This is a genomic window from Thalassococcus sp. S3 (assembly GCF_004216475.1).
Classification (GTDB): Bacteria; Pseudomonadota; Alphaproteobacteria; order Rhodobacterales; family Rhodobacteraceae.
Map to the genome: position 1 here is coordinate 3,311,556 of NZ_CP022303.1, position 18,298 is coordinate 3,329,853.

At 60.2% G+C, this 18,298-nt stretch carries 25 protein-coding genes; 15 read left to right on the forward strand and 10 right to left on the reverse strand.

Annotation, left to right across the window (positions count from 1 at the left end):
- Window positions 1-87: 87 nt before the first annotated feature.
- The 3 genes from CFI11_RS16310 to CFI11_RS16320 all read right to left on the reverse strand — a co-directional run bounded on the left by CFI11_RS16310 (window position 88) and on the right by CFI11_RS16320 (window position 2,246).
- A complete protein-coding gene (locus CFI11_RS16310) occupies window positions 88-702 on the reverse strand; it encodes a hypothetical protein (RefSeq protein WP_130410049.1) in 615 nt (204 codons plus the stop codon).
- A gap of 198 nt (window positions 703-900) precedes the next feature.
- Window positions 901-1,497, reverse strand: a complete 597-nt coding sequence (locus CFI11_RS16315; protein ID WP_217358711.1) for a histidine phosphatase family protein — start codon at window positions 1,495-1,497, stop codon at window positions 901-903.
- A complete protein-coding gene (locus tag CFI11_RS16320) occupies window positions 1,494-2,246 on the reverse strand; it encodes an alpha/beta fold hydrolase (RefSeq protein WP_130407809.1) in 753 nt (250 codons plus the stop codon). Before CFI11_RS16320 ends, CFI11_RS16315 begins: the two co-directional genes overlap by 4 nt.
- A 108-nt stretch (window positions 2,247-2,354) precedes the next feature.
- Between CFI11_RS16320 and CFI11_RS16325 the strand changes: the two genes are divergently transcribed.
- From CFI11_RS16325 to CFI11_RS16335, 3 genes are read left to right on the forward strand one after another with little or no spacing between them, the layout of a single operon-like run.
- Window positions 2,355-3,095 (forward strand): metalloregulator ArsR/SmtB family transcription factor, encoded by a 741-nt coding sequence (locus CFI11_RS16325; protein ID WP_130407811.1) that lies wholly within the window; start codon window positions 2,355-2,357, stop codon window positions 3,093-3,095.
- Window positions 3,096-3,119: 24 nt separating this feature from the next.
- On the forward strand, window positions 3,120-3,566 hold the full coding sequence (locus tag CFI11_RS16330; RefSeq protein WP_130407813.1) for an SRPBCC domain-containing protein: 447 nt from the start codon (window positions 3,120-3,122) through the stop codon (window positions 3,564-3,566).
- Window positions 3,563-3,976 carry an MAPEG family protein gene (locus CFI11_RS16335; RefSeq protein WP_130407815.1) on the forward strand — a complete coding sequence of 138 codons (414 nt, stop codon included), beginning with the start codon at window positions 3,563-3,565 and terminating at the stop codon, window positions 3,974-3,976. The genes CFI11_RS16330 and CFI11_RS16335 overlap by 4 nt, the downstream gene beginning before the upstream one ends.
- On the opposite strand, the gene CFI11_RS16340 is transcribed toward CFI11_RS16335, so the two are convergent.
- Complete coding sequence (locus CFI11_RS16340) at window positions 3,958-4,560, reverse strand: TetR/AcrR family transcriptional regulator (protein WP_130407817.1); 603 nt, start codon at window positions 4,558-4,560, stop codon at window positions 3,958-3,960. The two genes, CFI11_RS16335 and CFI11_RS16340, sit on opposite strands and share 19 nt — an antisense overlap.
- Window positions 4,561-4,645: 85 nt before the next feature.
- On the opposite strand from CFI11_RS16340, the gene CFI11_RS16345 reads away from it, so the two are divergent.
- The 6 genes from CFI11_RS16345 (at window position 4,646) to CFI11_RS16370 (ending at window position 9,958) form a co-directional block, all read left to right on the forward strand.
- On the forward strand, window positions 4,646-5,146 hold the full coding sequence (locus CFI11_RS16345; RefSeq protein WP_130407819.1) for a DUF1772 domain-containing protein: 501 nt from the start codon (window positions 4,646-4,648) through the stop codon (window positions 5,144-5,146).
- 87 nt (window positions 5,147-5,233) lie between these two features.
- Window positions 5,234-7,192 carry a threonine--tRNA ligase gene (gene thrS / locus CFI11_RS16350; RefSeq protein ID WP_130407821.1) on the forward strand — a complete coding sequence of 653 codons (1,959 nt, stop codon included), beginning with the start codon at window positions 5,234-5,236 and terminating at the stop codon, window positions 7,190-7,192.
- Between the two features lie 222 nt (window positions 7,193-7,414).
- On the forward strand, window positions 7,415-7,717 hold the full coding sequence (locus CFI11_RS16355; RefSeq protein ID WP_130407823.1) for a DUF2282 domain-containing protein: 303 nt from the start codon (window positions 7,415-7,417) through the stop codon (window positions 7,715-7,717).
- Between the two features lie 66 nt (window positions 7,718-7,783).
- A complete protein-coding gene (locus tag CFI11_RS16360) occupies window positions 7,784-8,647 on the forward strand; it encodes a DUF692 family multinuclear iron-containing protein (protein WP_130407825.1) in 864 nt (287 codons plus the stop codon).
- Window positions 8,644-9,390 (forward strand): DNA-binding domain-containing protein, encoded by a 747-nt coding sequence (locus CFI11_RS16365; RefSeq protein WP_130407827.1) that lies wholly within the window; start codon window positions 8,644-8,646, stop codon window positions 9,388-9,390. Before CFI11_RS16360 ends, CFI11_RS16365 begins: the two co-directional genes overlap by 4 nt.
- 4 nt (window positions 9,391-9,394) lie before the next feature.
- The gene (locus CFI11_RS16370; protein WP_130407829.1) at window positions 9,395-9,958 is read left to right on the forward strand and encodes a DoxX family protein; all 564 of its coding nucleotides are present in this window, start codon (window positions 9,395-9,397) and stop codon (window positions 9,956-9,958) included.
- Here CFI11_RS16370 and CFI11_RS16375 read toward each other — a convergent pair.
- Window positions 9,955-10,323: a hypothetical protein gene (locus CFI11_RS16375; RefSeq protein WP_130407831.1), complete on the reverse strand. Its 369-nt coding sequence runs from the start codon at window positions 10,321-10,323 to the stop codon at window positions 9,955-9,957. The two genes, CFI11_RS16370 and CFI11_RS16375, sit on opposite strands and share 4 nt — an antisense overlap.
- 39 nt (window positions 10,324-10,362) lie before the next feature.
- Window positions 10,363-10,680: an arsenate reductase family protein gene (locus CFI11_RS16380; RefSeq protein ID WP_130407833.1), complete on the reverse strand. Its 318-nt coding sequence runs from the start codon at window positions 10,678-10,680 to the stop codon at window positions 10,363-10,365.
- Between the two features lie 216 nt (window positions 10,681-10,896).
- Between CFI11_RS16380 and CFI11_RS16385 the strand changes: the two genes are divergently transcribed.
- The gene (locus CFI11_RS16385; protein ID WP_130407835.1) at window positions 10,897-11,103 is read left to right on the forward strand and encodes a cold-shock protein; all 207 of its coding nucleotides are present in this window, start codon (window positions 10,897-10,899) and stop codon (window positions 11,101-11,103) included.
- Window positions 11,104-11,152: 49 nt separating this feature from the next.
- Here the strand turns inward: CFI11_RS16385 and CFI11_RS16390 are convergent, their stop codons facing one another.
- Window positions 11,153-11,431 carry a hypothetical protein gene (locus CFI11_RS16390; RefSeq protein ID WP_130407837.1) on the reverse strand — a complete coding sequence of 93 codons (279 nt, stop codon included), beginning with the start codon at window positions 11,429-11,431 and terminating at the stop codon, window positions 11,153-11,155.
- A gap of 240 nt (window positions 11,432-11,671) precedes the next feature.
- On the opposite strand from CFI11_RS16390, the gene CFI11_RS16395 reads away from it, so the two are divergent.
- Window positions 11,672-11,947, forward strand: coding sequence for a hypothetical protein (locus tag CFI11_RS16395; RefSeq protein WP_130407839.1), 276 nt, complete (start codon window positions 11,672-11,674; stop codon window positions 11,945-11,947).
- On the opposite strand, the gene CFI11_RS16400 is transcribed toward CFI11_RS16395, so the two are convergent.
- Genes CFI11_RS16400 through thyX form a run of 3 tightly spaced genes read right to left on the reverse strand, consistent with a single transcriptional unit; the run spans window position 11,948 to window position 14,445 of the window.
- Entirely contained in the window at window positions 11,948-12,226 is a 279-nt protein-coding gene (locus tag CFI11_RS16400) for a hypothetical protein (protein ID WP_130407841.1), read from the reverse strand.
- A 51-nt stretch (window positions 12,227-12,277) separates the two neighbouring features.
- Window positions 12,278-13,477 (reverse strand): cytochrome P450, encoded by a 1,200-nt coding sequence (locus CFI11_RS16405; protein ID WP_130407843.1) that lies wholly within the window; start codon window positions 13,475-13,477, stop codon window positions 12,278-12,280.
- A 59-nt stretch (window positions 13,478-13,536) separates the two neighbouring features.
- Window positions 13,537-14,445, reverse strand: coding sequence for an FAD-dependent thymidylate synthase (gene thyX, locus CFI11_RS16410; RefSeq protein ID WP_130407845.1), 909 nt, complete (start codon window positions 14,443-14,445; stop codon window positions 13,537-13,539).
- A gap of 200 nt (window positions 14,446-14,645) precedes the next feature.
- Between thyX and CFI11_RS16415 the strand changes: the two genes are divergently transcribed.
- The 4 genes from CFI11_RS16415 to CFI11_RS16430 all read left to right on the forward strand — a co-directional run bounded on the left by CFI11_RS16415 (window position 14,646) and on the right by CFI11_RS16430 (window position 18,297).
- Complete coding sequence (locus tag CFI11_RS16415) at window positions 14,646-15,683, forward strand: hypothetical protein (protein ID WP_130407847.1); 1,038 nt, start codon at window positions 14,646-14,648, stop codon at window positions 15,681-15,683.
- A 9-nt stretch (window positions 15,684-15,692) separates the two neighbouring features.
- On the forward strand, window positions 15,693-17,093 hold the full coding sequence (locus tag CFI11_RS16420) for a tetratricopeptide repeat protein (protein WP_130407849.1): 1,401 nt from the start codon (window positions 15,693-15,695) through the stop codon (window positions 17,091-17,093).
- Between the two features lie 71 nt (window positions 17,094-17,164).
- Entirely contained in the window at window positions 17,165-17,593 is a 429-nt protein-coding gene (locus CFI11_RS16425) for a VOC family protein (RefSeq protein WP_130407851.1), read from the forward strand.
- Window positions 17,590-18,297 carry a DUF1194 domain-containing protein gene (locus CFI11_RS16430; protein WP_130407853.1) on the forward strand — a complete coding sequence of 236 codons (708 nt, stop codon included), beginning with the start codon at window positions 17,590-17,592 and terminating at the stop codon, window positions 18,295-18,297. Before CFI11_RS16425 ends, CFI11_RS16430 begins: the two co-directional genes overlap by 4 nt.
- Window position 18,298: the final 1 nt, after the last annotated feature.

The window sequence follows — 18,298 nt, forward strand, 5'->3', positions numbered from 1 at the left end:
CTGCTCATCAGAGGGCCTCTTTTTGTTTCCGGCAGTGTGCGGATTTCGACGGATCCGGACAAGAACAAATGTGTGGATTGCGCCCGCTCAGGGATAGGCGATGCCGCGGAACGGCGGAAAATCGCGATACCTGGCTTGCCTTTGTGGCAAAGGTTCGTCCGGCTCGGCACCGGCATCAAGCAATTTGCCGCGTGGCGCGATATAGCTGGAAATCGTGCGCTGCGGCACCGCGCGCCAAACAAGATTGAACGCGCAGAGCTTGGGAAAGAACCAAAGATCCGAATAGTCCAGATGGTCATGGATCCACCAGGCCAGATCGCGCCAATCGCGCCCTTCGGCATATTGATCCGCGAACCAGGGGATCACGATGGACGCCCCCGCGATCCGGTCATCGCCTGCGGCGCGATCCCAGATATGGCATTCCAGCGGGTTGTCATTGGCCGCGCAATTCAGCTTGTTTTCGTTGCCATAACGGTTCAACTCGGGAGAGCGATAGCCCGAGCGGACCGCCACCCGGCCAAAGGTTTCCTCAAGCGGATCCATCAGCGTTTCACAAAAGGCCCGGCCCGTTTCGATGACGAGATCTGGGATCTCCGGCAGGTTCTGCACACGGTGAAAGCTGCCAATCTCGGAATAAAGAAAATCCCGCATGAAAAAGTGTTTGGACAAACGCACGCGCCCGAATGTCTCAAGGCTCCACATGCTGGCGGGCTTGCGCATCAAACCCCCCTGAACGTCAGAGCGGCATGGATGCCGGAACCGAAGCGCCAAGCCGCATCTCGTCGCAGATGTTCAAGCAAGATAGGCGCCTCCGGAAACAATCAGCCTTACCTTAGCGCGCGTCACGTGGTCCGTCTGCCCCTTAAGCTGCACGCAACCGTCGGTCCGAACGGACCCGTTTCATGCGGCAAATCCGGGCGCGATATCACGCCAGCCGTCCGTGACATGCCAATCCGGCAAGGACACCGATATATAGTGCCCGCCCTTGCCGGGCGGCTGGTCAAAGCTGCGCGATATGTCTGCCCCTTTGAGATGCGCCAAAAAGAGCGCTCCAACCCCGCCATGTGCCACCACGGCGATATCTCCGTCTGTCTCAGCCTCGTTTCGCGCGATGTCTTGGCACGCTTTCACCACACGGTCTTGTGCATCGCAGGCCCGTTCCCAGCCCCGGACCGACTGCGTCGGCGATGCAAAGAAGGCATCGGCAACCTTCTCGAACTCGTCACTCGGAAGGTACCCCGTCGCGGACCGGTCGTTCTCGTGCAACGCCTCGATCACCTTGTGAGGCACGTCGCGTGCGCGGGCGAGGATCTCGCCTGCTTGAGCCGCCTTGCGTTCGGCGCTTGAATAGACCACGCCAACCTTTCTCACGATCTCGGCCTCGTTAAAGGCAACGTGACGCGCCCGTCCTCTGGGTGCCAGGGGCCAGTCGGGCACATCGACCTGCGGATCAATGAGAACATCGGCATGCGTGACAAAGATCATCCGACGGGTCATTGACCTGCCTCGATAACGTCGGCAATGGCCGCTTCGATCAATGTCAGGCAGGCCGGATCGGAAAACCGATGATCCGCCCCCTTCACAAGTATCAGACGCATGTCGGGCCCGTCGGCATGGTCCAAAAGCCGCAAGGCCGTTTCGGTGGAGACGGCGCTGTCCGCGGTCCCTTGAAGGCAGCGCACGGGGAAAGGCAGATCCAGCCGGTCCCGCAGGACAAGATTTCGCCGGCCATCCTCGATCATGCGCTTTGTTATCACGTAAGGCTCCATGTAGTCGGATGCCAATTCGACAGCGCCCTTCCGGTCCAGATCCGCTTTCTGAGCGTCGGTGAAGTTGGCCCAATAGCTGTCTTCGGTGAAATCCGGCGCTGCGGCTATGGTCACCATCCCCGCGATCCGCTCTGGCACGCGGCGTGCCAGAAGCAGGGCCTGCCAGCCGCCCATGGACGATCCGACAACGATCAGCGGCCCGCTCGTCAGATGGGTGAGGGCCTCGACCGTATCCTCTGCCCAATCGCCGATGCAGCCCTCTTCGAACGTGCCGCTGCTCTCGCCGTGCCCGGAATAGTCGAACCGCAGAAATGCGCGGCCCTGCGCCTTGGCCCAGGCCTCCAGATGCACCGCCTTGGTCCCTTCCATATCCGACTTGAGCCCGCCCAGAAACACCACGCACGGCCCCTGCCCATCGGTCTTGTGATAGGCGATCCGGCGCCCTTGAGGGGTGTCGAGAAAGGTCGTGGCAGGCATCGCATTCTCCTTTTTTCGCGGATCTTGCATGGGGTTAACGCCGGTGCAACGGATTTCTATAAGTTACCATATTGTCACGTGACTATTTAATCACCTATTATCGATTCCATGGACACGATCTTCAAATCCCTCGCCGACCCGGCCAGGCGCACGCTGCTGGACAGCCTGCGCGCAAAGGATGGGCAAACTCTGCAAGAGCTGCAGGGCCAGCTCGACATGACCCGTTTCGGAGTGATGAAACATCTCGCCGTGCTGGAAGATGCCGGGCTGATCGTGACCCGCAAGAAGGGCCGTTTCAAACATCACTATCTGAACGCCGTGCCCCTTCAGCAAGCGATTGACCGCTGGATCGAGCCGTTGCTCGTCAAACCGGCGGCACGGGCAGTGCTCGACCTGAAATCCAAACTCGAAGGGAATGCCACAATGGGACAGCCCGATTTCGTCATGCAAATCTTCATCAAATGCAGCCAGGACGCGCTGTGGGAGGCGCTGCTGGACGCAAACGTCCAATCCGCGACTGATTTCGTCTCGGCCCGCGCCGAGCGGAAGGGCAACACGCTCACCTATTTCCTGCCGGAAGATGAGGTCATGCTCATCTGCACCGAAACAGAACTGACACCCAAAACCCGCGTCGCCGCAACCTTTGAGCCGAAATGGGAGCCCGATCTGCCCGCATCCCGCTATGTCTATCTGATTGAGCCGCAGGGCGATCACTGCGGATTGACGTTGGAACACTACGAATTGCCGCCCGGCCAGGAAGATGTGCGGGACGGCTGGGCGCGCACGCTGTCGGGCCTCAAGACGTGGCTGGAAACCGGCCAGGCTCACAAATTCGCAGGCGATCACTAGACCCTCGCCGCCAAGGAGACATCAATGACCAAACCCGATTTCGTCCTGCAGACCTTTATCAACACCACGCAAGACCGGCTCTGGGAGGCGCTGGAAGACGAGAAAGCCGTCGCCCACTACCACTTCATGGCCTCTCACGCCACGCGCAACGGTGACCGGACGACGCTCCACTTGCCCGAGGGCAGCGCGCTGATGTCGAATGTCTTGCTCAAGACCGACCCGAAAACCCGCATGGAATGCACGTTCGAGCCGCATTGGGAGGGCGGCGGCGCGCCGTCCAGGGTTGTTTATCTCATCGAGCCGGAGGGCCGCTTCTGCAAGCTCACCATCGAACATTACAACCTTACCTTCCCCGTCATTCCGGGCGAAGGCGTGGCCGATGGCTGGGCACGCTGGGCCGCCGGCCTGAAAAGCTGGCTCGAAACGGGAGAGGACGCGCATTTCGGTTCCATGGCGGAGATGGCGCAATGACCACAGAACTGATCTATCTGACCCTGACGCTAATGCTCGCTGCGTCGCTTTGGATCCCCTACATCGTCGGCGTGAACATGCATCCCCAAACCGGGGTAGACGATTTTGCCCGCCCGCCTGCGCTCAGCGACTTTCCGGAATGGGTCCATCGTGCGCACCGGGCGCATCTCAACATGATTGAAACGGCGATGCCCTTCGCCGCGCTGCTTCTGCTGGCCCATGCGCTGGGGATCTCGACCGTGGTGACTGTCTGGGCCAGCATCGCCTTCTTCTGGCTGCGTGCGCTGCACGCGGTCGGCATGATCTCGGGCCTTGCCCGCTTTCCCGCGCGGCCGATCCTATTCACGGTCAGCTGGCTTTGCACGCTGGCCGTGGGGTGGCAGGTGCTGGCTTACGGTGCCGGGGGATAAAGCATCAAAAATGCATCAAGCGCGGTTTGGGCCCGCGCTTGTCGCTGCTCTTCCGAAGGTTCTGCCAGAACGCCGATAGCACGCCGGATCTGCCAATCCCCAATCAGCAGATTGAAGTAGATCTCGGCAGCCTTGGCCGGCTCCGTGATCCGCGCCACACCTTCCGCATCCAATTTCCCAAGCAGCATAACCAGCCGGGGTGCGATATCCTCGCGCCCCTCTTTCGCAATCGCCTGTCCCAAGGCGCCCGACGGTTCCGCCGCCGCGGCCCGGTTCAACGCCACCGCCCGCGCGCCCGTTACCACATGCAGCAAGACCGGACCAAACCTGCCCAGCGTCTGCAACGCCGACGCCCCGGTCTCTGCCTCGTCCAGCAGGGTTCGCGCCTCTTCGGCATTCCGCTTTACCAACGCTGCGAACAGGCCGACCTTGTCGCCATACCAGCGATAAAGCGTCTCGTTCGACGCCTTGGCAGCCTTGGCCACATTCAGCATCGACACGCCCCCGAACCCCCGCGCCTCAAGCAGCCGATAAGCGGCCTCTGCGATCGCCTCTTCGCGCGCCGCCCTTGTCTTATCGCGCATCGCGACCTCCTCGATTGACAGAAATCGTACACTTCTATACGGACCTTAACAAGACGTACACATCTATACGATTTTGGAAGTCATCATGGTCCTGCTCACGTTCTCTGCTCTTCTTTCGCTGCTGCTCACCGGCGGCATCTTCGGTTTCTTCTACGCCTGGGTTTGCTCAACCATGTGGGGTCTCGATGCCACCGACCCGCGCGTCGCGATCCAGGCGATGCAAGCCATGAATGCCTCTGTCCGCAACGCCGTCTTCGCACCGGCTTTTTTCGGCACGCCCTTCGCGCTGGCCCTCACTGCGGGCCTCGCTTTCGCCACTGGCCAGCGCGCCGCCGCCCTGCCCTTTGCCGCAGCCGCTGTCATCTACCTGGTCGGCGGCATGGTCCTGACCATGATGGTCAACGTTCCCATGAACGAAGCGCTCGCCACCGTGAACATTCCCGACGACATCGACGCGGCGCGCGTTATCTGGAGCGAGTATTCCAGCACGTGGCAGCTCTGGAACCAGGCCCGCACCGTGGTCTCTGGTGTGGCGCTCTTGCTGTGTGGCTGGGGATTGCTTCGGCTCATGCCGGCTACCGGTTGACAGGTGGCTTCTCTCTCGTCACAAGGCGCATAAATATAACCCGCAACCGGGCGTTCCGTGGGCGCCAAACTGACGAGGATTGCCGATATGGCCGCCAAAGACAGTCTCATCTCTCTCTCCCTTCCCGACGGCAATGCGCGCAGCTATCCGGCCGGCATCAACGCGCTTCAGGTTGCCGCCGATATCTCCCCCTCGCTGGCCAAAAAGGCGATCAGTGCGACCGTCGATGGCCAGCATTGGGATCTGGCCTGGCCGCTGGAAGCGGATGCCAGCATCGCCATTCACACCATGAAGGACGAAGCGCAGGCCAACGAACTCGTACGCCACGACCTCGCCCATATCATGGCCCGCGCGGTGCAGGAGATCTGGCCGTCTACCCGCGTCACCATCGGCCCGGTGATCGAAAACGGCTGGTATTACGACTTCGACCGGGAGGAGCCCTTTACCCCCGAAGATCTCGGCCTGATCGAAAAGAAGATGAAAGAGATCATCAACAAGCGCGAACCGATCACCACCGAAATCTGGGACCGCGCGCGCGCGATCGAATTCTACAAGGCCAACAACGAACCCTATAAAGTCGAACTGATCGAAGCGATCCCGGGGGACGAGCCGCTGCGCATGTACTGGCACGGCCATTGGCAGGACCTCTGTCGTGGTCCGCACCTCCAGCATACCGGCCAGGTGCCGGGCGATGCGTTCAAGCTGATGTCCATCGCGGGCGCCTATTGGCGGGGCGATTCAAACCGCCCGATGCTGCAACGCATTTACGGCGTGGCCTTCACCGGCAAGGAAAAGCTGAAAGCGCACTTGCACATGCTGGAGGAGGCCGCCAAGCGCGACCACCGCAAGCTGGGCCGCGAGATGGATCTGTTTCACATGCAGGAAGAGGCGCCAGGCCAGATCTTCTGGCATCCAAATGGTTGGACTATTTACACTGAATTGCAGGATTACATGCGCCGCGCGCAGCGCCAGGGCGGCTATGTCGAGGTCAATACCCCCCAGGTCGTCGATCGCAAACTGTGGGAAGCCTCTGGCCATTGGGAAAAGTACCAGGAGAACATGTTCATCGTCGAAGTGGACGAGGATCATGCCCGCGAAAAGGCGGTCAACGCGCTCAAGCCGATGAACTGTCCCTGCCATGTCGAGATCTTCAAGCAGGGGCTCAAATCCTACCGCGACCTGCCCTTGCGCATGGCCGAATTCGGCTCTTGCGCGCGCTATGAGCCGTCGGGCGCCTTGCATGGCATCATGCGGGTACGGGGCTTTTCTCAGGACGACGGGCATATCTTCTCGACCGAAGAGCAGATCGAGCCGGAATGCGCCCGCTTCATCGACTTCCTGACCGCGGTCTACAAGGACCTGGGCTTTGAGAGCTTCAAGGTGAAATTCTCTGACCGGCCCGAAACCCGCGCCGGCTCAGACCTGGTCTGGGACAAGGCCGAAGCCGCGTTGCTTGCAGCCACCCGCGCCGCCGGCGTGGAGCCTGAGATGAACCCGGGCGAAGGGGCCTTCTACGGTCCGAAGCTGGAGTTTGTTCTGACCGACGCGCTGGGACGCGACTGGCAATGCGGCACCTTCCAGGTGGATTTCGTCCTGCCCGAACGGCTCGACGCGACTTACATTGGCGCCGATGGCGGAAAGCACCGACCCGTCATGCTGCACCGGGCCTGCCTTGGTTCATTCGAACGCTTCATCGGCATCCTGATCGAGGAACATGCCGGCAAACTGCCTTTCTGGCTGGCGCCTCGTCAGGTCGTGGTGGCCTCCATCATCTCTGACGCGGACGACTATGTGCATGAGGTGGTTGCTGCGCTGAAAGCTGCGGGTGTCCGGGCCGAGGCCGATATTCGCAACGAGAAAATCAACTACAAGGTCCGTGAACATTCGGTGGGCAAGGTCCCTGTCATTCTCGCCATTGGTGGACGTGAAGTGGAAGAGCGCACCGTGACCGTGCGCCGTCTGGGCGAAAAACAGACCAAGGTGGAGCCGTTGGAGGCTGTAACAAAAGCCCTCGCAGCGGACGCGACCCCACCTGACCTTCTGTAACAATCGGCGGCGAATCGTCACGTGATCGGCCCGCTTCGGCGGTCCTTTCTGTAACATGATGACTAAAACCTTTTGTTTTCATGCGGTTGCCATACAAAGTCGCATAACATAGGCTGACGGCGCTGTGAGGCACAGGCTCGTGAGTTGAGAACTGGCATGGCCTGGGTCTAGGTTTGTGACGTCAACTGACGACACCGACGCTCAATCAAAGGGATTTCAAAGATGTCCAACACCGTAAAAACACTCGCCGTTGCAGGCGCCGTTGCCGCTGCCATGACCGGTTACACCACCACCGCCGAAGCCCAGGCCAAAGAGAAATGCTTTGGCGTGAGCCTGGCTGGCCAGAACGATTGCGCCGCAGGCCCGGGCACGACCTGCGCCGGCACATCCACCGTCGACTATCAGGGCAACGCCTGGACCCTCGTGGACGCGGGCACCTGCACCACGATCGACCTGCCCGCCATGGCCGACGGGACCGAGCGTCAGGGCTCGCTGGAAGAGCTGGACCGCGACCTGCCGGCATAAGTCTGATTATCAGGCGGGCGTGTTCCCTCCGCCCGCCTCACCTATCCCTGTCCGAGGTGACGCCCCATGCTGGATGCCATGTCCCCCCATGACCGCCTGCCCGACCGACCCGGCGTAGGCTATAAGCCCCAGCATTTTTCGGCGCTCACCTCGGATGCGGGATCGGTCGGCTGGCTGGAAATCCATGCCGAAAATTATATGGGCGATGGCGGCCGTCCCCTCGCTCAACTCCGCCACTTGGCCGAGCAATTTCCTATTTCCGTCCATGGCGTCGGCCTCTCAATCGGGGGCGAAGGTGCGCTGGATGCCGATCACCTCGCACGGCTGAAAAAGCTGGTGGGTTGGCTGAATCCTGCGAGTTTTTCCGAACACCTTGCCTGGTCCACCCATGACAGCCATTTCCTGAACGATCTGCTGCCCCTGCCCTATACCAACGCTACCCTGACCCGCGTGGCTGAGCACATCGATCAGGTGCAGGAGGTCGTGGGCCGCCGCATGCTGCTGGAAAACCCCTCCAGCTACCTTGCCTTCGACGAAAGCACGTGGTCCGAGACAGATTTTCTGGCCGAGATCAGCCGCCGCACCGGATGCGGGCTGCTTTTAGACGTGAACAACGTTTTCGTCTCCGCCACCAATCTGGGCTATTCTCCGCAGGGCTATATCGACGCGTATCCGCTGGAGAAAGTCGGCGAAATTCATTTGGCGGGCCATGACGAGGATGAAGACGACCACGGCGCACCGCTTTTGATCGACAGCCATGGTCGCGAAGTGGCCGATCCGGTCTGGGCGCTCCTCGACCACACGCTCGACCGCTCCGGCCCCAAACCCGTTCTCGTTGAATGGGATACAGACGTGCCCGACTGGCCCATCCTCGAAGCTGAAGCCGCCCGTGCCGCCAGGGCACTGGCCCGGATCCCGATCCTGTCATGACTGTTTCGCAATCGCTTTTCACGACCGGGCTGCTCGATCCAGCGGAGCCCGTGCCAGAGGGCTTGTCAGATGGTCAGGCCCAGCCTGCGGGCCGTCGCTTCAACGTTTACCGCAATAATGTAGCCGTCTCGCTGACCGAAGCCTTGCATACCGGCTTTCCGGTTATCGCCAAGCTGCTGGGACGTGAGAACATGGATGGCCTCTCCGGCCTCTTCTTACGCGCCCACCCGCCCAGCTCTCCGCTCATGATGCATTACGGGGACGCGTTTCCAGACTTCATCGCTGGGCTGCCGCAGCTCTCCCATCTTGGCTACCTGCCCGATGTCGCGCGGCTGGAACTGGCCTTGCGCCGCTCCTACCACGCCGCCGACGCGCAGCCGATCGTCCCGGAAACGCTGGCCGAAACACCACCCGACGCGTTGATGATGGCCACGCTGACCCTTGCCCCCTCGGTCGAGGTCATCCGGTCCAGCTGGCCTATCCATGCCATCTGGCGCTTTAACACCGAAACAGACGCGCCCAAGCCCGACGCCGCGGCGCAAGACGTCCTCGTCACCCGCCCCGAATTCGACCCGGCCCCGCATGTCCTACCCGCGGATGGCGCGGATTTCGTCGAGACCCTCCGCCTCGGCGCGCCGTTCGGTGATGCGCTGGCCGCTGCAGGAGACGGCTTTGATCTTACCTCAACGCTCGGCCTGCTGCTTGCCGGGAATGCTCTCACCTCCCTGACCCTGAAAGACTGACCTCATGTCCGCACTCATTTCGCTGCACAACGCCATCTTTGGACGCCTTGACCGCGCGGGCGACTGGATCTTACCCACGCTCGCCCGTCTCGTCTTTGTTGCCGTGCTGCTGCTCTATTTCTGGCAGTCTGGAATTACCAAACTGGGCGACGGCATTCTTGGGTTTCTCTTTCCGTCCACCGGGGCTTACGTGCAGATCTTCCCCCGCGCGATGGAGGCCGTGACATACGACGTCTCCCAACTCAGCCTCTTTCACTACCTTGTGGTGCTGGCTGGCACCTGGGCTGAGTTCATCCTGCCCTTCCTGATCCTGATCGGCCTGCTCTCGCGCCTCGCCGCGATTGGCATGATCGGCTTTGTCGTGGTCCAGTCCCTGACGGACGTTTACGCTCACGCGATGACCGACGACAAAACGCTGGGTGCCCTCTTTGATCGCCTGCCCGATGCCGTGATCTGGGATCAGCGCACGCTTTGGGTGTTTGTACTGCTCGTGATCGTGATCAAGGGCGCCGGACCGCTTTCGGTCGATGCGCTCCTTGGACGCCGGGCTGAACCCGCTCTGGCCTAGAAATGTGCCTTGGGCTCGTCCGGTTTGCCCGCCATCAGGGCAAGCAGACCGGCCGTGCCCGCAAAGGCAATTGGAAACATCGTGAAGACGTTGAAGCCGAAAGCGTAATACATCGCCATTGTGGATAGCAGCAGTAACGCACCGCCCCAGGCCGCCTGCGCCCGCGCCATTGCGCCCCCGGCAATGGCCAGAAGCGGCCCCAGGATCGAGGCGGCGCGGATTAGATCGACATTTTCGACCTGTTGCGCCAACCCCTCGATCTCTCCAAACCGCTCGATTGCTTCGGTATAGCCGTAGCTGAAAAAGCCCACGATCATCCCGATCACACCCGCGATGATCCCCAGCGTCAGGGCGGCATTTCGCATGTTAAGTCTCCTGCTCTTTGGCCTCAGATAAGAGCGGGATCACGAAACGCCAAGCGCGGCCCGCGTTTCCGCCGTCCAGCCAAGATGCAACTGCTCGCCATCCACGATAAGCGGCCGCTTCATCAAGGTCGGATGCGTCTTCAGGAGGTCCTTGGGCGGCTTCGTCCGTTCCGCCTCCTCCAGTCCTCTCCAGGTTGTCGAGCGGGTGTTCAGCAATGCATCTCCAAAACCCGCCAGCGCCCGGTCCAGTATTGCCTCTGGAACCCCCTCTTGGCGGACATCGACAAAAGTGACGTCCGACAAGGATTTCAAGGCCTTCCGGCAAGTGTCACAGGTCTTTAATCCGTAGAGTTCCAAGGCAGCACTCCTCCTTTTTGAGCAAAGAATTGAGCAAGACCCATTTTGTCGTAGCGTAACCTTGAATTTTGGTCCGCCAGTGCAATCATTGGTTTAAGGAGCCCCGACATTCAGACTTCCGCCTTGCTCATGAAGCCGGTCGACTGAGGACCGGATCGTTCCAAATAGGCCCGCGTCCCAGCGCGGGTGGCTGCAAGGTAGAAGGAGACACGGGAGATGCCAACCGGCACCGTGAAATGGTTCAATACCACGAAAGGCTACGGGTTTATTGCACCCGACGAAGGCGGCAAGGACGTATTTGTCCACATCTCGGCCGTCGAACGATCAGGCCTGACCGGCTTGGCCGATAATCAGAAAGTCGCTTACGAGCTTCAAGACGGTCGAGACGGCCGCCAAATGGCTGGCGACCTCAAACCCCTTTGATGTCAGGCAATGCGAGCGCCCCTTGCTATGGGGCGCGACCGGGCTGGCCCTAGCGACAGCCTTTCACGCCGATGGGGCAGTCATAGGCGACGTGGGCCCGACGTGGCTTGTGGCGTTTTACTGCCACCGGATGTGCCATGACGGACTGATAGCTGACGGATTGGTTCGGCTTTCCGCAGCATATGACCCCGCTGATCTGCACGGGCTGATAACCTGCCGGGCAATAATTATGCTTGGCGTGGTACGGGTAAATCTTGGCGTCCATTGCCATCGCGGGCAGCGTGCCAGCCATCATCAGTGCAATAGTCGCGGAAAACACCGTCTTCATATGCATTTCGTCCCCAATTCAGATCAATTTATGGTTCACCGATTAACTAAATCATGCCGGGCGTCGCATGTCTGTGTCCAGTGCTTTCTGAATTGGAAACGCTTTGTTTCCCTGGTTGACCCGAAAATGCTGCACTGCGGCATTTTGGAGCGCCCTCTCCGTTAGGAGATATGTTACCTTTTTGTCATTCACTGATGGAACGCGCGCGCCATCCCCCTTTTTGAATAAAGGAGGGCTCAAATGTCCGAGTTCCTGAGACTATTGGCGATCTATTATCTATGCGACAGCACCGCTGCGATACGTCCTCTGACAGCGTCAGAAGTATCGGCATGCATGTCGACTTATGAAACGGTGAAGGTTCACTTTGTACGCCCCGGTGATCTTGCACCACCGGGAACGCCGGAACGCGTCGCGCAAAATCGTCAGGCCTACCGGGGATTTAAGGCATGGGAACGGGACAATGCGGCCCTCGTTTCCAATATGCGAGCACGCGCCGAGGCTGCAGTGCGCGGTTGATCACGCGGGATCGCGCGTATCCTGCAAATGCTCCCCCATCGCGACCAGGCATGACGTGCCTGTCGCATAGCGCACCACCATGGCCCAATCGCCCCGTGAATCGGTCCAGACTTCCATCACCTGTTCCCGTCCACGCAGGCCGGTCGCCGTCCGCTCCGCGCCGAATTGACGTTCCAGCTTGTTCTGCATGACGGGCGTTGGCTCGCACAGAATTTCAGCGATAGGACTTTGTGCAATCGCCGGGACAGGCAGGAGAAGAAGGGACAGAAACCACCGCATGGCCTTTGTGTAACAGATTTATGACATATCTCACCAGCATGAAAGCGGACCTCACAGGCATGCGGGAAGTTTGGCATATCCCCGAAATCGGATGCGTCCGCCGTTCACGCGTCCCTTTTCCAAACAATAATCGGGATAACGCGCCAGAAACCGAGAGAGTGCGATCCGCCCCTCCATCCGCGCCAGCGTCAGCCCCACGCAGACATGCGGCCCGCCGGCAAAGGCAAGATGCCGGTTGGGCTTGCGCGTGATGTCGAAACGCTGCGGATCGTGAAACACTTTCGGATCCCGGTTCGCGGCCCCGATACAAAGATGCAGGTTCACGCCCTTTTCGATGCGCATGCCACCGATATCGACCGCTTCCGCCGTCTCGCGATTGCCGAACTGGTTGGGCGAGCGAAAGCGCAGCATCTCCTCGACCGCGCTGTTGATCAGCGCCGGATCGGCCTGCAGCTTTGCGCGTTCTTCGGGGTAATCGTTCAACAGCGCCAGCCCGTTGCCGATCAGGTTTGTCGTGGTCTCATGGCCCGCGTTCAGGATGAAGATGCAATTCTGGATCAGTTCGATCTCGCTCAACTGACCCTCTCCGTCGCCCCCAATCAGGCGGGTCAGCACATCTGTTTCAGGATCACCAGGCTCCGCCCGCCGCCGGGCGATCAACTGGCTCAGGTAGTCCTTGAACTCGGTCACCGCCCTGTGCCCTGCCGCCAATTGCGTCTCCGTCAGGCGCGGCTCCAGCGCGCCCAGAATGGCAAGCGACCAGTTGCGCAGGGGTCCACGCTCCTCCATCGGGACATCCAGCAGATTGCCGATGATCTGAATTGGAATGACACTGGCGAAATCCTCGATCAGATCGCAATGCGTCGCCAGCCCGCCGAGCAGATGATCCACCGTCTCGATCAGCCCCGGCTCCATTCTCTGGATGGCGCGCGGCGTCAGCGCGGAGGTCATAATCCGCCGCACCCGCGTGTGCAGTGGCGGATCGTTAAAGACGAGCGAGGTGGTGTGATGTTCAAAAAGCGGCGTGCCATCTCCAAACTTTGGCCGGAACGCCGCCCGCTTGTCGCTGATGAACCGCGTGGTGTCCTTGTAGACGGCCTCCAGATCCGCATGGGACGACAGCAAGACCGACCCGTCAGGCTGCGGTAGCACGGGTGTCTCTGCTAGCAGCTGATCGTAAAACGGAAACGGATCAGCCACGAAGCCTTTCGGCGGCGCGTTCAGATCCAGGGCGAATGTCGTTGTGGTCATGGGCTCCCCTCCCACTGCCGGATCATGCGGCGGACCGGGTCAGGGCGCAACAACTGCCTTCAGTCCGAGATGATCGCTTCGAATTCCCGCCATTCGCCCTTGGACATACCCGACGTTTCCTGTGTCACGCTCTCGCCCTTGAGCATTCGCCTTACGCAATCCAACGCGGTCGCGCTGAGTTGCGCGCCACCCATCCGGTAATCTTCGAACGCGCGATAGGCAAAGGGCACCCAATCCGCGACCACCTTGCAGATCTTCTCGGCATAGACCCGGATTTCATATTGCGCATGCGCATCCGCCCGCAGGCGCAGGAAATGAAAGAGGTTATGCAGATCCACCTTCCAGTACCATTGCGTGTAGATGTTCGCCGGCAGGTTCATCCGCGCCAACTCGCGCGCCAGACCATCTTGCCCGTCCTGAGAGATCATCGCTTCGTAATTGTCGTAGCACCTGGCTGAATCTGCTTTCAGGATCTCCAGAACCCTCGCGGCCTCCTCCCCTTCCAGCACGCCGCCCCGGCCCTGATTGTTCACCACGGACTGCGCATTGATATGCTCCGGCGCCGGTATGTAGAATTCCCGATCCAGGATCGAATAACGCGCCGAGTATTCGTTCACGTTCGCGGTCCGGTGCCGGATCCACTGCCGGGCCACGAAAACCGGCAGCTTCACGTGCATCTTGATCTCGCACATCTCGAACGGCGTCGAATGCCAGTGCCGCATCAGATAGCGGATCAGACCTTCGTCGTTCTGCACACTCTTGGTGCCTTTGCCGTAACTCACCCGTGCCGCTTGCGTGATCGCCGCATCGTCGCCCATGTAATCGATCACCCGGACAAACCCATGATCCAAAACCGGTTTGGCGTGATAGAGATGCTGTTCCATGCCCGGTGCCACCACCCGAAGGGTCGGCTGCGGGGCGGACCGCAAAGCGTCGATTTCAGCCTGTTGGTCAGCAGACAGCGGCATGAGAGCTTCCTTTCACTACATGAGTCGTGGCCCACTATATCTTGACGTTTGCCGACGCGGAACCGCGAGATGCAGTATTGTAATTCTGCCATGCTGACCAACTATTCGTGCAACCCTGCGATGCATAATTGACTTTCACCGTAAATCCGGGACGTTAGCAGGCAAACTTGTACTAAAAAGCAAGACCGAGGCAGACAGTCATGAAGAAGCATATCGTTGCATTTGCAGCGGCTCTCTCCGTTTCCGCGTGCGGAGGCAGTTCCAATCCGTTTTCGGACGACACCGAAACGGATCCGACCGATCCCGACACCGGGACCCCGATCGAAAGCGATCGTGAGTTGCCACCCGGAACAGCCTCGCCGTCGCCGAACCGCAGCCTTTTCCGGTCAGAACCGGAGGGGACGGATGCAGCCAGCCAGGGCAATGGCGCAGCCACGGCGGTTGCCTATAATTCCGGCGACGACACCTTCAGTGTCGATGGCCTCGGCTTTGATGGCGACAACGTTTATGCCCGCGGCACAAATGTCGGCAGCCTGGGGCCCTACGCTGTCTATGAGGCGCCCCGGCAGTTTCCGGATTCGTCCAGCGGCACGCCAATCAATCAGTTCACCCACCGGGCGATTTACGGGATCAGCACGTCCCGCAATACGCAATTCGCAATCGTGCGAACCGGCGCCTACGTGCCCTATGGGTTTGGCGGCTTCGTCTATCAACGTGAAAATGCCGTCACGCTGCCGACAACGGGTCAGGCCCTTTACCGGGGTGTGATGTCGGGGCTGCGCGACTTCGATGGCGCGGGGGGGCTGGAATATACCACCGCCAATATCGACATCGCGATCGATTTTGACGACTTCAACGACAGCACCGGGCAACGCGGCGACGCCGTGCGCGGCGTGATCAGCAATCGCACGATCTTTGACATCGATGGCAACGACATCACTGACAACGTGATTTCCCGTATCGAGGCCGACAATAATATCACGTTAAACCAATACCCCGTCGCGACCTTTACCGTCGGACCGGGCGTTCTGGACGACAACGGCGAAATCCTCGGCAGCGTTCAAAGCTATTACACGGATTCGAATGGCCGGACGGCTGTGTTCGAAGAGGGCAATTACTATGCCATCGTGGCGGGCGACAACGCGGAGGAGATCGTCGGCGTCGTCGTGCTTGAGACAACGCTTGATCCGGTGGCAAATTCCGTCCGCGAAACAGGCGGCTTTATCGTCTATCGCTAACCCGCGCTGATGCCGCATCATCCGATCAGGTTGCGCCGGCTGGCCGCAACGACCCTTTTGGCAGGCCTTGCGACCTTTGCAACAGCCTTGGCCGATCCGGTGCGCCTATCGCCGGATCAGCTGCGATTGGCGGCGTCCGAAGCGCTTCGCGTGGGACAATCGCAACGGGCGGCCGAGTATGCGGAGGCGCTGACGGAACGAGATGCCGACGACATCACGGCCCACCTGATCCGGTCCCGCGCCTTGCGCGATCTTGGACAGATCCCGGAGGCACGGCAGGCAGCGCGCACCGCGTGGTCGCTTGCGGACACGAAAGACGAACGTTACTCCAGCGCGCTTGTCATGGCGCAGGCGCTTTCGTCAGGCGGTCAACGGACACGCGCACAGCTTTGGCTGCGCCGGGCCATCCAGGCCGCCCCAAACGAGAGCTTGTCGAAGAAAGCAATCCGGGATTTCAAATATGTCCGCGCGACCAATCCCTGGTCTACGCGTCTGACGTTTTCCGTCACACCGGATTCAAACTTCAACAACGGCTCCTCTAACCGGTCCCCCTATCGGGACTACCGGTTCATCTGGCTGGATACGGGCGAGCCGCTCGAAGTGATCCCCGACAAAAGCGCGCGTGCCCTTTCCGGGGTCGAATATGCATTCGCCAACGACACGCGATATCGTTTCTGGGAAACAGAGACACGGGCGCATGACCTGACCATCGCGGTCGACTTGCGTCTTTATTCCTTGTCTTCGGATGCGAAACAGATTGCCCCTGACAAGACCGGCTCCGACTTTTCATTTTATTCGCTCGGACTTGGCTATGCGCATCGCGGTCTGAACTTTGATCGAAAAGGCGAATACCGACTGACGACGGAAGCCGGTCAGAGCTGGTACGGGGGCGCCGGATACACAAGGTTTCTGCGGCTGAGTGCCGGCCAGGATTATGCGACATCCCGTACCAACAAGATCGGCAGCCGTTTGTCCTTTGAACGGCAGTTTGGCCTCAGAACACACGACCTCGACACGCTGAGGACCGATCTGACTTTCGGCACAAGGCTGAAAAACGGAACGCGGTTGAACCTGGTGCTCACCGGGGCTGCCGCAACCTCGCCCGTTCAGACGCAGGAATTTGACGAACTTGGCCTGCGCGCACAGCTTGGCCTCGCCAAACCCGTGATCGGTGCCAATGTCTTTTTCGGTCTGGGCGTACGCTCGCGCAGGTACGACGTGTCGCGATACAGTCTTGACGGTCGGCAGGATCTGCGCACCAACGCGGATGTCACTTTCGTTTTTTCCAAGCTGGATTACTACGGGTTCAACCCGACGATGACCCTCTCTGCCAGCCAGAACGAGAGCAATATCAGTCTCTTTGACTCCAACCGTATCGGTGTCAATTTCGGCTTCCAGTCAGCCTTCTAGGCGCATTGACCTCGACACCGCCAGACGGTGCGCTAAGCTCGCTTCTGACAGGATAGAGCGGGGAGCGTGACATGGGTTTGACTTATCTTCATACGATGGTGCGGGTGAAAGACCTTGAGACGTCGATTGCGTTCTACGAGTTGCTGGGGCTCAAGAAAACGCGCCAGTACGACAACGAAAAAGGTCGTTTCACGCTGGTTTTCATGGCGCCCCCGGGGCAGGAGGAATGCCCGGTGGAGTTGACGTATAATTGGGACGGTGACGACGCGCTTCCCAGCGACAGTCGGCATTTCGGGCATCTGGCTTACCGCGTGGACAACATTTACGAGACCTGCCAGCACCTGATGGACAACGGCGTGACCATCAACCGGCCACCCCGGGATGGGCACATGGCCTTTGTCCGCTCGCCGGACAACATATCGGTGGAGCTTTTGCAGGCCGGCGATGCGTTGCCTGCGGCAGAGCCCTGGGCGAGCATGGAAAACACCGGACATTGGTGATCCGCGCCGCCGCCATCGCCATGTCGCTGGCAGGCCCCGTCGCTGCCGCGGAGTGTCGGCTGGCGCTGGTGCTGGCGATGGACGTGTCGTCCTCGGTCGATATGGCCGAGGATTCGCTCCAGCGCGGTGGGCTTGCCGCGGCTTTGCTTGCGCCGCCGGTTCAGGATGCGTTCTTTGCAAGTCCCCTGCCCGTCGCCATCGCGGTCTACGAATGGAGCGGACGGTACAATCAGGAATTACTGGTCGATTGGACATTGATCGAAACGCCCGCCCATCTGCGCGGCGTCGCGCGCACCATTGGCAAATCCAGCCGAAGCCATAATGAATTTCCGACGGCCATGGGATACGCTTTGGCCTATGGTGCCGGCCTGTTTCAACGGGGGCCCGATTGTCTTTTCCGAACGCTGGATATGGCCGGAGACGGAGAGAACAACGAAGGGTTTCCCCCGGCAGCCGCTTATCGTGAGTTCGCTTTTTCCGATGTGACCGTGAACGGCCTCGTCGTGAACGCCGCTGATTATGAGGCCGAAGTCACACTGGTTGACTTTTATCGCACCGAGGTTCTGCACGGGCCCGGCGCGTTTCTAGAGATTGCGCAAGGGTTTGACGACTATGCCCGCGCGATCCGGGCAAAGCTGATCCGCGAGGTCACTCCGAAAGCGATCGGTGCCAGATCTTTTGAAGCCGAAGACCCGAAGGGGTAGG

What these genes read in the sequence shown, in the direction of transcription:
- CFI11_RS16310 (WP_130410049.1), bottom strand. Translation starts at nt 702, where the DNA reads ATGTGGAGCCTTGAGACATTCGGGCGCGTGCGTTTGTCCAAACACTTT.
- CFI11_RS16315 (WP_217358711.1), bottom strand. Translation starts at nt 1,497, where the DNA reads ATGACCCGTCGGATGATCTTTGTCACGCATGCCGATGTTCTCATTGAT.
- CFI11_RS16320 (WP_130407809.1), bottom strand. Translation starts at nt 2,246, where the DNA reads ATGCCTGCCACGACCTTTCTCGACACCCCTCAAGGGCGCCGGATCGCC.
- CFI11_RS16325 (WP_130407811.1), top strand. Translation starts at nt 2,355, where the DNA reads ATGGACACGATCTTCAAATCCCTCGCCGACCCGGCCAGGCGCACGCTG.
- CFI11_RS16330 (WP_130407813.1), top strand. Translation starts at nt 3,120, where the DNA reads ATGACCAAACCCGATTTCGTCCTGCAGACCTTTATCAACACCACGCAA.
- CFI11_RS16335 (WP_130407815.1), top strand. Translation starts at nt 3,563, where the DNA reads ATGACCACAGAACTGATCTATCTGACCCTGACGCTAATGCTCGCTGCG.
- CFI11_RS16340 (WP_130407817.1), bottom strand. Translation starts at nt 4,560, where the DNA reads ATGCGCGATAAGACAAGGGCGGCGCGCGAAGAGGCGATCGCAGAGGCC.
- CFI11_RS16345 (WP_130407819.1), top strand. Translation starts at nt 4,646, where the DNA reads ATGGTCCTGCTCACGTTCTCTGCTCTTCTTTCGCTGCTGCTCACCGGC.
- thrS (WP_130407821.1), top strand. Translation starts at nt 5,234, where the DNA reads ATGGCCGCCAAAGACAGTCTCATCTCTCTCTCCCTTCCCGACGGCAAT.
- CFI11_RS16355 (WP_130407823.1), top strand. Translation starts at nt 7,415, where the DNA reads ATGTCCAACACCGTAAAAACACTCGCCGTTGCAGGCGCCGTTGCCGCT.
- CFI11_RS16360 (WP_130407825.1), top strand. Translation starts at nt 7,784, where the DNA reads ATGCTGGATGCCATGTCCCCCCATGACCGCCTGCCCGACCGACCCGGC.
- CFI11_RS16365 (WP_130407827.1), top strand. Translation starts at nt 8,644, where the DNA reads ATGACTGTTTCGCAATCGCTTTTCACGACCGGGCTGCTCGATCCAGCG.
- CFI11_RS16370 (WP_130407829.1), top strand. Translation starts at nt 9,395, where the DNA reads ATGTCCGCACTCATTTCGCTGCACAACGCCATCTTTGGACGCCTTGAC.
- CFI11_RS16375 (WP_130407831.1), bottom strand. Translation starts at nt 10,323, where the DNA reads ATGCGAAATGCCGCCCTGACGCTGGGGATCATCGCGGGTGTGATCGGG.
- CFI11_RS16385 (WP_130407835.1), top strand. Translation starts at nt 10,897, where the DNA reads ATGCCAACCGGCACCGTGAAATGGTTCAATACCACGAAAGGCTACGGG.
- CFI11_RS16390 (WP_130407837.1), bottom strand. Translation starts at nt 11,431, where the DNA reads ATGAAGACGGTGTTTTCCGCGACTATTGCACTGATGATGGCTGGCACG.
- CFI11_RS16395 (WP_130407839.1), top strand. Translation starts at nt 11,672, where the DNA reads ATGTCCGAGTTCCTGAGACTATTGGCGATCTATTATCTATGCGACAGC.
- CFI11_RS16400 (WP_130407841.1), bottom strand. Translation starts at nt 12,226, where the DNA reads ATGCGGTGGTTTCTGTCCCTTCTTCTCCTGCCTGTCCCGGCGATTGCA.
- CFI11_RS16405 (WP_130407843.1), bottom strand. Translation starts at nt 13,477, where the DNA reads ATGACCACAACGACATTCGCCCTGGATCTGAACGCGCCGCCGAAAGGC.
- thyX (WP_130407845.1), bottom strand. Translation starts at nt 14,445, where the DNA reads ATGCCGCTGTCTGCTGACCAACAGGCTGAAATCGACGCTTTGCGGTCC.
- CFI11_RS16415 (WP_130407847.1), top strand. Translation starts at nt 14,646, where the DNA reads ATGAAGAAGCATATCGTTGCATTTGCAGCGGCTCTCTCCGTTTCCGCG.
- CFI11_RS16420 (WP_130407849.1), top strand. Translation starts at nt 15,693, where the DNA reads ATGCCGCATCATCCGATCAGGTTGCGCCGGCTGGCCGCAACGACCCTT.
- CFI11_RS16425 (WP_130407851.1), top strand. Translation starts at nt 17,165, where the DNA reads ATGGGTTTGACTTATCTTCATACGATGGTGCGGGTGAAAGACCTTGAG.